Source organism: Castellaniella sp., from assembly GCF_034675905.1.
Lineage (GTDB): Bacteria > Pseudomonadota > Gammaproteobacteria > Burkholderiales > Burkholderiaceae_B > Castellaniella.
Window position 1 is genome coordinate 312,974 of record NZ_JAUCCV010000010.1, and the last position, 12,667, is coordinate 325,640.

The 12,667-nt window shown below is 60.7% G+C and carries 12 protein-coding genes and 1 pseudogene; all 13 read left to right on the forward strand.

Annotated features, from left to right (window positions below):
- Nucleotides 1–15 precede the first annotated feature (15 nt).
- Nucleotides 16–1,875 (forward strand): 3D-(3,5/4)-trihydroxycyclohexane-1,2-dione acylhydrolase (decyclizing), encoded by a 1,860-nt coding sequence (gene iolD, locus VDP79_RS11595; RefSeq protein WP_323018355.1) that lies wholly within the window; start codon nucleotides 16–18, stop codon nucleotides 1,873–1,875.
- A 32-nt stretch (nucleotides 1,876–1,907) separates the two neighbouring features.
- Nucleotides 1,908–2,828 carry a myo-inosose-2 dehydratase gene (gene iolE, locus VDP79_RS11600; RefSeq protein ID WP_323018356.1) on the forward strand — a complete coding sequence of 307 codons (921 nt, stop codon included), beginning with the start codon at nucleotides 1,908–1,910 and terminating at the stop codon, nucleotides 2,826–2,828.
- Nucleotide 2,829: 1 nt separating this feature from the next.
- On the forward strand, nucleotides 2,830–3,636 hold the full coding sequence (gene iolB / locus VDP79_RS11605; RefSeq protein ID WP_323018357.1) for a 5-deoxy-glucuronate isomerase: 807 nt from the start codon (nucleotides 2,830–2,832) through the stop codon (nucleotides 3,634–3,636).
- Nucleotides 3,637–3,667: 31 nt separating this feature from the next.
- Complete coding sequence (iolG, locus tag VDP79_RS11610) at nucleotides 3,668–4,669, forward strand: inositol 2-dehydrogenase (RefSeq protein WP_323018358.1); 1,002 nt, start codon at nucleotides 3,668–3,670, stop codon at nucleotides 4,667–4,669.
- Nucleotides 4,670–4,692: 23 nt separating this feature from the next.
- A complete protein-coding gene (locus VDP79_RS11615) occupies nucleotides 4,693–5,721 on the forward strand; it encodes a Gfo/Idh/MocA family oxidoreductase (protein ID WP_323018359.1) in 1,029 nt (342 codons plus the stop codon).
- Nucleotides 5,721–6,566 carry a MurR/RpiR family transcriptional regulator gene (locus VDP79_RS11620; RefSeq protein ID WP_323018360.1) on the forward strand — a complete coding sequence of 282 codons (846 nt, stop codon included), beginning with the start codon at nucleotides 5,721–5,723 and terminating at the stop codon, nucleotides 6,564–6,566. Before VDP79_RS11615 ends, VDP79_RS11620 begins: the two co-directional genes overlap by 1 nt.
- Nucleotides 6,567–6,740: 174 nt before the next feature.
- A pseudogene (locus VDP79_RS11625) lies at nucleotides 6,741–7,477 on the forward strand (inositol monophosphatase family protein).
- A gap of 50 nt (nucleotides 7,478–7,527) precedes the next feature.
- Nucleotides 7,528–8,607 carry an ABC transporter ATP-binding protein gene (locus VDP79_RS11630; protein WP_323018361.1) on the forward strand — a complete coding sequence of 360 codons (1,080 nt, stop codon included), beginning with the start codon at nucleotides 7,528–7,530 and terminating at the stop codon, nucleotides 8,605–8,607.
- 124 nt (nucleotides 8,608–8,731) lie between these two features.
- Nucleotides 8,732–9,352, forward strand: a complete 621-nt coding sequence (locus tag VDP79_RS11635; RefSeq protein WP_323018362.1) for a hypothetical protein — start codon at nucleotides 8,732–8,734, stop codon at nucleotides 9,350–9,352.
- Complete coding sequence (locus VDP79_RS11640; RefSeq protein ID WP_323018363.1) at nucleotides 9,238–9,879, forward strand: extracellular solute-binding protein; 642 nt, start codon at nucleotides 9,238–9,240, stop codon at nucleotides 9,877–9,879. The genes VDP79_RS11635 and VDP79_RS11640 overlap by 115 nt, the downstream gene beginning before the upstream one ends.
- 86 nt (nucleotides 9,880–9,965) lie before the next feature.
- The gene (locus tag VDP79_RS11645; protein WP_323018364.1) at nucleotides 9,966–10,787 is read left to right on the forward strand and encodes a sugar ABC transporter permease; all 822 of its coding nucleotides are present in this window, start codon (nucleotides 9,966–9,968) and stop codon (nucleotides 10,785–10,787) included.
- The gene (locus VDP79_RS11650) at nucleotides 10,787–11,599 is read left to right on the forward strand and encodes an ABC transporter permease (RefSeq protein ID WP_323018365.1); all 813 of its coding nucleotides are present in this window, start codon (nucleotides 10,787–10,789) and stop codon (nucleotides 11,597–11,599) included. Before VDP79_RS11645 ends, VDP79_RS11650 begins: the two co-directional genes overlap by 1 nt.
- Before the next feature lie 25 nt (nucleotides 11,600–11,624).
- Nucleotides 11,625–12,638: a LacI family DNA-binding transcriptional regulator gene (locus VDP79_RS11655; RefSeq protein WP_323018366.1), complete on the forward strand. Its 1,014-nt coding sequence runs from the start codon at nucleotides 11,625–11,627 to the stop codon at nucleotides 12,636–12,638.
- Nucleotides 12,639–12,667: the final 29 nt, after the last annotated feature.

A 12,667-nucleotide genomic window follows, 5' to 3' on the forward strand; every position in this document is an offset into this window, starting at 1 on the left:
ATTCCAGGAGATCCCATGCGCACCCAAAAATTGACCCTGTCCCAGGCGCTCGTCCGCTATCTGGCCGCGCTGAGGATCGAGTTGGACGACGGTCAAGTCGTACCCTACGTGCGAGGCGTTTTCGCCATCTTCGGGCATGGCAATGTCTCCGGCCTGGGTGACGCCTTGTGGGCAAGCCGGCATGAATTACCCACCTGGCGAGCACACAATGAACAGGGCATGGCCAACGCAGCAGCAGCCTACGCCAAGGCCAGCTTTCGCCAACAGATTATGGCGGTCACGACTTCCATCGGCCCCGGCGCCACGAACCTGGTGACCAGCGCTGCGTTGGCCCACGTCAATCGGCTACCCATGCTGCTGCTGCCAGGCGATGTATTCGCCAGCAGACGCCCCGACCCAGTGCTGCAGCAATTGGAGTCCTTCGGTCAGGGCGATGTATCTGTCAACGACTGCCTGAGGCCGGTCACCCGGTATTTTGACCGCATCCAGCGGCCCGAACAGATTCTGAGCGCGTTGCCGCACGCCATCCACATCATGACCGACCCGGCCGCATGCGGGCCCGTCTGCCTGGCATTGCCGCAAGACGTGCAATCCGAAGCATTCGACTGTCCCGAGGCTTTCCTGCATCCGGAGCTTCTGCGCCTGCGGCGTCCCGCGCCCGACCCCGAGGCGCTGCAACACGCCATCGAACGGCTGCGACAGGCGCAACGCCCCCTGATCATCGCGGGGGGCGGGGTTCTCTATAGCCAGGCCTGGACCGCCCTCGCCGATCTGGCGCACGCCCATGGCATCCCGGTCGCCGAGACCCAGGCAGGCAAAGGCAGCCTGACCTGGGACGATCCGATGAACCTGGGCGCCATCGGCGTAACGGGATCGCCCGCCGCTAATGGTCTGGCAGCCGATGCCGACTTGATCATCGCCGTCGGCACACGGCTGCAGGACTTTACAACAGGGTCCAACAGCTTGTTTGGCCATGTTCCCTTGCTCAGCCTGAACGTACAGTCCCTGGACGCGGCCAAACGGCGAGCCTCTACTGTAGTCGCCGATGCCCGTCACACGCTGCAGGCCCTGGCCTCACCCCTGGCGGGCTGGCAAGCCGACGCCAGCTGGACGCAACGCGCCCGAGATGCAGCACGCCAGTGGAATGCCCGCGTCGACAGCCTGACGGCCAGCGCGCCCCAGACTGACACGCGCCCCTATGACGCAGACGTCATCGGCGCCGTCCAGGCCAGCGCCGCCGATTCGGCGGAACGCGACATCGTGGTATGCGCCGCCGGCACCCTGCCTGCCGAACTGCATAAACTCTGGCGAACCCGTACTCCGGGCGGCTACCACATGGAATACGGCTACTCCACCATGGGCTACGAGATCGCGGGGGGGCTGGGCGTCAAGATCGCCCATCCCGAGCGCGAAGTCATCGTCATGGTCGGCGACGGCGCCTACCTGATGCTCAATTCCGAGATTGCCTCCTCGATCCAACTAGGCCGCAAGCTGATCATTGTCGTCCTGGACAATCAAGGCTACGGCTGCATCCACCGCTTGCAACGCGCCAGCGGGGGGCCTCGCTTCAACAATCTGCTGGAAGACTGCGTCATGGACGACGGCACCCCTGCCGTCATTGACCTGGCTGCCCACGCGGCCAGCTTGGGGGCTCAGGCCTGCCGCGTGGATGATGCGGGGGCGCTCAAACGCGCCATGGTTGCTGCACGCGCGGCAACGACCACTCAGGTGATCGTCATCGACACCACTCCCGAGAAAACCACTGATGACGGCGGTTGCTGGTGGGAGGTCGCCATCCCCGAAGTCTCCGATCGCCCTGAAGTCGCGGCAGCCCATGAGCGTTATCTGCAGGACAAGCAAAAACAGCACTATTGAATTCCCACGATCGACCCCATAAGGCCACCGCCATGAAACCCTGGAACATTCGTATCGGCATCAACCCCCTATCGTGGATGAACGACGACCTGCCCTCGCTAGGCGGCGAAACCCCGTTGGACACCGCTTTGTCGGAAGGTGCGCAGATCGGTTACGCCGGATTTGAACTGGGCAATAAATTCCCCCAAGACCCCGAAGCGCTACGAACCAAACTGGCGCAATTCGGCCTGGCCTGCATTTCCGGCTGGTATTCGGGCCATCTGGCCGAGGGCAGCCTGGACGAAGAGATCGCCCGTTGCCAGGCGCATATGGAAAAACTGCGCTACAACGCCTGCAAGGTCGTGGTCTATGGCGAGGTTGCTGGATCCATCCAGGGCAGCCGGAATACTCCTCTGTCGCAACGCCCGCGCTTTACCAGCGTTACCCAGTGGCAGGACTATGCGCACCGCCTGAATGCTTTCGGCTCCCATCTGCAATCCACCTACGGCATCACACTGGCCTACCATCATCACATGGGCGCCTACGTCGAGTCCCCCGACGAGGTCGACCAACTGATGGCTTTGACAGACCCCCGCCACGTCGGCCTGCTGTTCGACACAGGGCACGCGCGATTCGGAGGAGCCGGCGATCCGGTCACGCTGCTGCGCAGACACATTGGTCGAGTCGTTCACGTCCATTGCAAAGATGTCCGTGCCGACATCATTCGGCAGGCGCGCAACGACGGCTGGTCATTCCTGGACGGTGTGCTCAACGGCACCTTTACTGTGCCAGGTGATGGCGCTATCGACTTCGAGTCCATCTTGCGCACGCTGCACACCGGCGGCTACGAGGGATGGCTGGTTGTCGAGGCGGAACAAGACCCCGCGACCGCCCCCAGCTACATTTACGCCAAGAAGGGCTACGACACGCTGCGCGCCATCGTAGACCAGATCAACGCTGAACAGGACGCATGACATGGCTCGCTCACCACTACTCATCAAGGCGGCTAGCGGCCGCACTATCGTCGATGTCACACCGGAACGGGCGGGCTGGACTTACACCGGCTTTCGAGCCATCCGCCTGGCAGCCGGCGAAAGCGAAATGCTGACCACCGACACGCGCGAGCTCTGCGTGGTGGTGCTCACCGGCCAAGCCGATGTCACAGTCGATGGCCGCACCTATTCGGCGCTGGGGGCTCGCAGCAGCGTCTTTGACGACCAAGCGCCCGCCGCGGTGTACATCCCCAACGGGCATCAGGTCGTCATCCGGGCCACGCAAGCAGCAGAGATCGCGCTTTGCAGCGCCCCCGCTGACGACCAGCCACGTACCGTGCGGGTCATCGATCCGGCCACCATGAAACGCTCCACTCGTGGCCAGGGCAGCAATCTACGCCACATCTGCGACATCCTGCCGCATACCGACCCGACTGCAGCACACCTGCTGGTCGTCGAGGTCATCACCCCCGCCGGCCACTCGTCCAGCTATCCGCCGCACAAGCACGACCACCAGGTCGACGGACAGGAAACCCAGCTGGAAGAAACCTACTACCACCGCGTCAACCCTCCACAAGGGTTCGCCTTCCAGCGCGTCTATACCGACGACCGCAACCTGGACGAGGCCATGGCTGTCGAGGATCACGACACGGTGATGGTGCCGCGCGGCTATCACCCGGTCGTTGCCCCGCACGGCTATGACCTGTACTACCTGAACGTCATGGCAGGCCCACAGCGTCTGTGGGTTTTCCGAAACGACCCACAACACGAATGGCTGCTGAAAGCCTGACGCTTACCGCGATGCCCCCAAGGAAAACAGAATGAAAAACGTCGCATTATTCGGCGCAGGCCGCATCGGCAGCATCCACGCCGCCAATCTGGCCCGCTTACCCGGCATCCACCTGAAATATGTCAGCGACCCGATGGCCGACGCCGCGCAGCGATTGGCGACATTGCACGGCGCCCAGGCAAAGGCCGATCCGGCAGCGATCTTCCAGGATCCCGGCATCGACGCCGTCGTCATCGGCACACCCACCACCACGCACAGTGATCTGATTCGCCAGGCGGCGGCGGCGGGCAAACATATCTTCTGTGAAAAGCCTGTGGACCTGTCCGCCGATCGGGCGCAGGAATGCGCCGCCGCCGTCGCCCTGGCGGGCGTGGCCTGCATGATCGGTTTCCAACGGCGATTCGATCCGACCTTCAGTGACGCCAAACGACGCCTGTCCGAAGGCGAAATCGGCACCCCCGAAATGCTGGTCATCACCAGCCGCGATTGCGCCCCGCCGCCCGTGGACTATATCCGCAGTTCGGGGGGGATTTTTCGCGACATGCTGATCCACGACTTCGACATCTTCCGCTGGATTCTGGCGGGCGAGACTGACGAAGCCGCCTGGCTGAGCGCGACCGGCTCCAGCCTGATCGATCCGGCCATCGCTCAAGCGGGCGACATCGACAGCGCCATCGTCTCCATCCGCACACGGTCAGGCCGACTGTGCCAGATCAACGCCTCCCGGAGAGCCGCCTACGGCTACGACCAGCGCTTCGAGATCCTTGGGTCTGCCGGCCTGCTCGCTTGCGACAATCTGCGCCCTACCGCCGTCAGGCAAATGGACGCACACAGCGTGCGCATCGACAAACCCGAGCATTTCTTCCTGGAGCGTTACCGCGACGCCTATCGGCTGGAAATCGAACACTTCTTTCAACAGCTGCAGGCCGGCGGCCCCTTTCGCACCACGATCGCCGACGGAGTCGCTGCACAACGCCTGGCCGATGCAGCGGCACAATCCCTGGCCAGCGGCCAGCCTGTCACCTTCGACTGATCTCCGACCCGAGCCCATGCATCATGACTGAATCAAGACATCCACTGCGCATCGGCATTGCGGGTCTGGGCCGGCTGGGACGCAGGCACGCCCTCAATCTGGCTCGTCATGTGCCAGGCGCTGAATTACGTCGCGCCTGTAGTGCAGACGAGCAGGATCGGGCGTTTGCCAACGAAACACTGGGCATCCCCCGATTCGATACGGATTTCGAAGCCCTCCTGCACGACCCGCATCTGGATGCCATTGTCCTGGCGACGCCCACGGCGCTGCATGCCGATCAGGTCATTGCCGTCCTGAATGCAGGCAAGCACGTTTTCGTCGAAAAGCCGCTGGCGCTGGACATCGAGGCCTGCGAGCGCGTGCAGGCTGTCGGCCAACAACACCCGAAGCAGATCGCCATGGTGGGCTTCGTGCGGCGCTTTGACACCAGCTACCAACACGCACAGCAGCAACTGGCCTCAGGGGCGCTGGGCCGCCCCTTTCTGGTACGCTCCCAGACCTGTGATCGCAACGACCCCTCTGGGTTTTTCGTCAATTATGCCGGCCAGTCTGGTGGCATTTTCATGGACTGCAGCGTACACGACATCGATCTGGCCCGATGGTTTCTGGGCAACCCAAAAGCCACGCGCGCCTTTGCGTCAGGAACCATTGCCAGCCACGCCGGATTGCGCCAATATCAGGATGTCGACAACGGCTTGGCGATTGTCGAGTTTCAGGACGGGTCCCGTGCGGTGTTCTATGCATCGCGGACTTTCGCTCATGGCCACGAAACACAGACCGAAATCATCGCTACCGAAGGCAAGCTCTTGATTGGTCATGGCGCGGCGCGTGACCGTGTCGTAACCAGCGATGCCCAGGGCGTGCGCTATCAATCCACGACCGACTTCTATGAAAGATTCTCTGACGCCTTTCTGCAAGAAATGCAGCACTTCGTCGGTGCATGCCGTGGCGATCACCCTCCCGCATTAACGCTGGCAGACGCCAGCGAGGCGACCCGAATCGGCTTGGCCATCACCCAATCGCTACACAGCGGCAATCCTGTCGATATCTGATGCACACACCACCCACCACACCGCCCGCCAGCCCGGAACAACTGCTCAGCGACATCTCGGGCCAATACGAGCAGCTTAGCCGGCAACTCAAACGGATCGCCCGCCACATCGAAACCAATCGGGAGTCGCTGGGGCTGCTGGGCATCCAAGATGTGGCGCAGGCCTGCGAGGTACAGCCGTCGGCCGTCGTCCGATTCGCCAAGCGCTTTGGTTTCTCCGGGTTTTCGGAAATGCAGCGGCTGTTTCGCGATGCCATGGCCCTGCACATGGCCCCCTGGCACAACTACCAGACACGTATCCGCGGAGTCATCGACCACGATGCTCCCATGGGGAGCGGCGACATCGCCCGAACCTTCCTGGAAGGCAGCATCATCGGCATGGAGCGCCTGCGTGACATGCTGGACGAACCCAGCCTGACACGCGCCGTCGATCTGCTCTTCGAAGCCGACACAATTTGGCTGGTGGGGGTTCGCCGCTCGTTTTCCGTGGTCACGTACCTGAATTATGCCTTGCAGCACACCAGCAAGCGCATCCAACTCATCAACGGCCTAGGCAGTCAGCAAGCCAACCAGTTGCGCTCACTGCAGCCGGGTGATGTGATGTTGGCCGTGTCCTTCATGCCGTACGCCACGGAAACTCAGGAAGTCGTGGATCAAGCACTGCAAGGCGGCGCAACACTGATCGCCATCACCGACAGCCGATTCAATCCACTGGCCAGCCGTGCCAGCGCAACGCTGACGGTTCAGGAGGCCGAGACTTTCGGCTTTCGCGCACTCACCAGCACGCTCTGTCTGGCGCAGAGTCTGTTCATCGCGTTGGCGTATCGACTGGAACTAGAGTACTGAACACCCACCCTGCTAGGGAGATTCCCCATTGATCGGTTTGCACAGCTGTGCGAACCTAAATACAAGATGTCGTTCCCACTCATGTATCGCCGACTCCAGGAGGCGAAGTTGGACACTCTGACCTATAAAGCGCAGTTCTGCCGCAACCTGATTCTTGATGCAGGCAGGCAGGCCATGCAGGCGTTCGGCAATGCACACGAACTCGCACGCAAAGGCCCTCAGGATTACCTCACAGAAACCGATGGCCTGTGCGAGGCATTCATCCGCAGCAAGCTGCAGGCAGCCTTTCCCACAGACAGTTTTTTCGGCGAGGAAACCGGCGGCCGGGATACGGGGGATGTCTGGGTTGTAGACCCTATTGACGGCACCGCCAATTTCGCTCGCAACATTCCGCATTTCTGCATTGCCATCGCCTACGTATGGGGGGGGTGGTTGAGCTGGGGGCGATCTACTGCCCCCCCACCCAAGAGCTCTATTTTGCACAAGCGGGACGGGGCGCCACACTCAACGACAAGCCCATCCACGTCTCCTCTGCACGAGACATCGCCGGATGCTCCATCGAGCTGGGATGGTCCACCCGCATGCCCCGTCAAACGTATCTCGACGCGCTCACTGCCTTGCTGGATCGGGGTTTCAACGTGCGCCGCGCGGGCTCAGGAGCGCTAGGGCTGGCTTATGTGGCTGATGGCCGCAGCGACGCCTATGCAGAGGCCCACATGAACGCCTGGGACTGCCTAGCCGGCCTGCTGTTAGTCAAAGAAGCTGGCGGTCAGGTCTGCCCCTATCTCGAATCTCCCGATCTGAGGCAAGGTGGAGCAGTGCTAGCGGCCAGCCCTGCCATTGCTGATGTCGTTAGCGCCTGCACAGGCATCAACGCCAGCGCACTCAACCCGCATGGCCGCCACTCCTAGGGCCGTGCGCCCACGCGGAGTACAACCGTCATCCTCATCAGGAGCCCAGAGTGGAGACATACCTCGAGATCCAAGACGCCCATGTCCACTACGGAGAGCACGAAGTCCTCCGCGGTATTGATCTCGCGGTCGGCAAGGGAGAATTCGTTGCTCTGCTGGGCTCATCAGGTTGCGGGAAAACCACCCTGCTGCGCACGATTGCCGGCTTCAACGCCCCCAGCCGAGGCAAGGTCCTGGTGGGTGGCAAAGACATCACGCAACAGCCGCCGGACCGACGGGGCATGGCCCTGGTATTTCAGTCCTACGCGCTATGGCCCCATATGACCATTGCACAGAACATCGGCTATGGCCTCAAGCTTCGGGGACATTCCCGCCAAGCCATTCGTGGCAAGGTCAGCCAGATTGAATCCATGATGGGGCTCGACGGCCTAGGCCAGCGTAAGCCCGCCGCGCTGTCCGGGGGGCAACGCCAACGCGTTGCACTGGGCAGGGCCCTGGCCGTTGACCCCGACATCCTGTTGCTAGACGAACCGCTGTCCAACCTGGATGCACGCATCCGCCTGACGTTGCGCCACGAGATCAGCGCCCTGCAACACCGGCTGGGCATCACTGCCATCCATGTCACCCATGATCGCGAAGAAGCCATGGTCATGGCAGATCGTATCGTGATCCTGGAAAACGGAAAAATTGCACAGCTGGGCACCCCTCAGTCCGTCTATAACCACCCCTGCTCAAATTTCGTAGCCGCCTTCATGGGCGCCGAAAACAAGGTGGACGTCGAGATCACCCTCACAGGCCAACAGGTTCACATCGCAGCCGGCCCGCATCACGCGGCCGCCATCATCCGGCATGACGGCCAGGCACTGGCGGACGGCCACGCCATCGTGCGGTTTCGCAATGAATCCGTCCAACTACTGGCCGACACGCCCAGCGTCGACTTAGGCGCCAGTGGGGCGCTGATCCTGCAGGGGTCCGTTGTACAGGCCAGCTACCCGGGTGGCGTCTGGCGCCATATGGTATCGCTAGGCGACCACACCGTCATTGTCGACGCTGATCAAAAATTCCAGACCGATACACCGGTATTGCTACGCATTCCCGAAAACCATCTGTATATCTTTAACCAAAGCTGATGCACCCGTTCCAGTTCCAACCCACAACGGAGGCCTCCGACACAGCGAATGCAAAGACATCATCCAGTCCACACAGCGTATCCATCCTACCCAGGTCACATGACCAACCATAAGGAGAATCCTGATGAAAAGGAGACTGTATCTCTCAGCGCTTGTTTCACTACTGGTATTTGGCGCCAGCACCACGGCCACCCAGGCAAAAGAACTTACCGTCCTGACGGCCGGCGACCAGAATATGGTCGATTACATCAACAACTATCTAGGGCCTCTGTTTGAATCACAGAATCCGGGCACCAAGGTTCGGGCCGTCGGCACGGGGCCAGGAGATGCCGGATCGCAAAAAATCCTGGAACGCTTTGATGCTCAGGCAGGCGCCAACGTCAAAGCCTGGGATGCCGATGTGGCCGTGGTTCATGAAAAATTTGCCAGCCCCATGGTTAGCAAAGGGTATCTGGAAAAATATCGCGACCAGATCGAAAACGGCAAGCTGGCCACTCGGGACAACGTCAAGCTGGCGCTAGGGGCGAACGTGGACGGCTACGTCATGCCCATGTTCAACAGTCAGACTGCTCTGGCCTATAACCCGACGCTGGTACCCAACCCGCCTCGCAGTTACCAGGAACTGGCCCAGTGGGCAGAAAAAACCCCAAGCAATTCGGATACAACGGCATCAAAGGTGGCGCATCAGGCGTCAGCTTCGTCATGGGATGGATTTACTCCTTTGCGAACGATGGCGCCAAGCTGATGCAGGGCCCCTTTGAAAAAAGCGAAGAAGCAAAATGGCAAGAGCCCTTCGAGAAACTGAAGGCTTTTTCCAAATACGCCACAATGACTCCCGGCAACGCTGGCACGCTGGACATGCTCAGCCGCGGCGAAATCTCTATCGGCCCAGTCTGGGTGGACATGTTCTATTCCTGGAAGGCTAACGGCCAGTTGCCACCCAATATGAAGCTGGTCCTCCCGGCCCCAGGCATGCCCGGACAGACCATGTATTACGTCATCCCGAAAAAGAGCGCCAACAAGGACTTGGCCGAGAAGTTCGTGAACCTGGCGGAAAGTCCGCAAGTACAGGCCAATGGAATCGTGAAACGCTTCAACTGGTACCCAGGCATCGACGCGAAATACGTCCAGGCTGAACTGGATCCAGCCACCTGGCAGAAACTGTTCACTGACATTTCGCCAGAAGACCTGACCCAGTACGGCAAGTCGTTCCCAATCGCCCCTTACAACACGGCCATTCTGGAAGCCTACGAGCGACAGATCGGTAATTGAAATCCGCGTGGCAGCCTGCCCTAAGAGGCGGGTTGCCAACCAGCGCCACGCACCATTCGCTATCCTGCCAGGGGAGTTCAATCATCATGCCTACAACTATTGTCGGACTATGTCTGGTGGCCCCCTCATTGCTCATCGTATCCGTGCTGTTTGTCATCCCATTGCTCAGTTCGGTGACGAATTCGTTCGACGTTCACGGCGCCATTGGGATTGCCAACTACGTCAAGGCCTTTGCCCTATACGGCAACGATATTCTGTTCACCATTCTGATCGTCTGCGTCTCTATTACCCTGACCGCCGCTTTGTCGATCGCTATCAGCGGCTCCCTCACTCTGGGCAACAACCCACGCACCATCCGCATTCTGCGCTGGCTTTATCGATGGCCGCTATTCGTACCCTACATCGTCGTCGGCCAGATCCTACGCACCTTCTTGGCCAAGAACGGCCTGATGAACACCTCATTGGTCGAAAGCGGCATCCTGACCATTGCTCAGACCACCAGCTTTTTGGACTGGCGCGGCATTGTGATCGCTTTTGTCTGGAAACAGACGCCGTTCGTCACGCTGCTACTGGCCGGGGCCATGGCCTCGCTCGACCGGTCCATGATCGAATCCGCTCGTAACCTGGGATCAGGGCGACTGCGAATCCTGATCGAAATCATCTTGCCTCAAGTGCGCGCCACACTATTGGTCGGCCTGATCCTCAGTTTCGTCATCATGATGTCAGTGTTGTCCGTGCCTCTCATGATCAATGCTCAGTCTCCCACCATGATCACAGCCAGCATGGCATTCCGGATCAACGCTTATGGGGATTATGGCGTCGCCAATGCACTGGGCGTCATCTCGCTGCTGATCACCAGCGTGGCCGCCTGGTTCTACCTGCGCCAGACCATGAAGGAGCACGCCTGATGTCATTACGATCCATCGCGGGCAAACTCGGCAATGCCTTATTCCTGGGGCTGCTGGCCTATGCCATTTTCGGGCCGCTGACCAATCTGGCGCTCTGGGCTGTCGCCGAACGCTGGTATTTCCCACATGCGCTGCCCGTTCAGTATGGCCTGTCCTATTGGGCTGCCGTCTTTTCCCCCACGAGCGACGCAGTATCATCACTGCTGACCAGCGTGCTGGTCGCCTGCCTGACGGTGGTTGTGGCCATCGCCATGGCTATCCCGGCGGGCTACGCGCTGGCACGACTCAAGCTGCCATTTCGCGGACTGATCCTGCTGATGCTGCTGATTCCACAGGCGTTTCCCAATCTGCCTGTCTACGTCAACATCGCCCGGCTGTTCTACCAGTTTGGGCTCAACGGCACCTTGCAGGGTGTGGTCTTGGTACACGTAACGCACGGCCTGGTCTACGCCGTCTGGATCTCGACAGCCGCCTTTGCTGCGGTAGATCGCGAACTGGAAGAAGCTGCCCGTTCGATTGGCGCCTCCACGCTGCGAGCGTTCATCGACGTCACCCTACCCATCGCTACCCCGGGTTTGCTGGCAAGCGCCATTTTCGTCTTTCTAGAGTCACTGGACGAATTCACCGGCACCTATTTCGTCGGCGCACCCGACATCACCACGCTACCACTGCTGCTCTACACCACGGCGTCCGGCGGCAATTATCAGATTGCATCGATCACCGCTCTGATTCTGCTGGTGCCCTCCATCGTTTTCATGTTCTTCATCGAACGCTTCTTACGCGCAGACGTCCTGTCACGCGTGGGTCGCTGACTCCTCAACAGGAATCCAATACACCGTGAAACGTGTCCCGACCGCCCGCTACATCAGTGCACATGAAGTTGCACAACGGGCCGGAGTCTCGCGATCCGCCGTCTCCCGAGCATTCACGGAAGGCGCCAGCGTCGCCCCCGGCACCCGACAGAAAATCCTGAAGGCGGCCGAGGAGCTCGGCTATCAGGTCAACGATCTGGCGCGCGGCCTGCTCGCCCACCGCAGCAAGCTGGTCGGCATGATCGCATCGGATGCGGAGACCCCCTTTCGTTCACTGCAGATTGCAGCGCTGTCTCGCCTGCTGGTCAGCAGCGGCCGCGTCCCTGTCCTGATCCCAACCGAGGCAGTCGCACAGGCCTCCAGGGCATCCCACACCACGCTGCTGCGCTACCGGGCGGAAGCCACCGTGATTCTGTCAGGCATGCCGTCCCGCGCCTTCGTAGAAGCCGCGCAGCTCAACGGTCAACCCATCATCACGGTCGGACGCACCGAGCAAGGACCGGATCACATCCATATCGACAACACGTTGGCGGCTCGTACGGTTGCCCGGCTCTTCCATGCCCGGGGCATGCGCCGCATCGGGCTGGTCACATCCAATGTCGGCAGCCCCAACCTGATGGAACGGGAGCATGCCTACATCCAGCATGCGGCAGAACTGGGTATGACGGTCAAAGTTGGACGGGCCGACCACACCGACTATGAAGGCGGCCTATCGGCTGCATCCCTGCTGCTGTCCGCTCAGCCAATGGTCGAAGGCGTTTTCTGCGTCAATGACCTGATGGCATTCGGCCTGATGGATTTTGCCCGTACAACACTGGGGTTATCGATCCCCTCCGAGCTGTCGGTCATCGGCTTTGATGACGTGGCACAAGCACAATGGGGGGCCTATCAACTGACAACCTTCCGCCAGGATGCTGGACGACAGGCCGCGGAAATCATGCAGGTGCTGGAACGTCGGCTGAAAAACCCTGACGAGCCCCCCATCACCATCAGCCTTGAGCTGCCGCTGGTCGTGCGCAACAGCTTACGAACGCTATGATGCTCCCAGGGAACCAGCCGTTCCCTCTA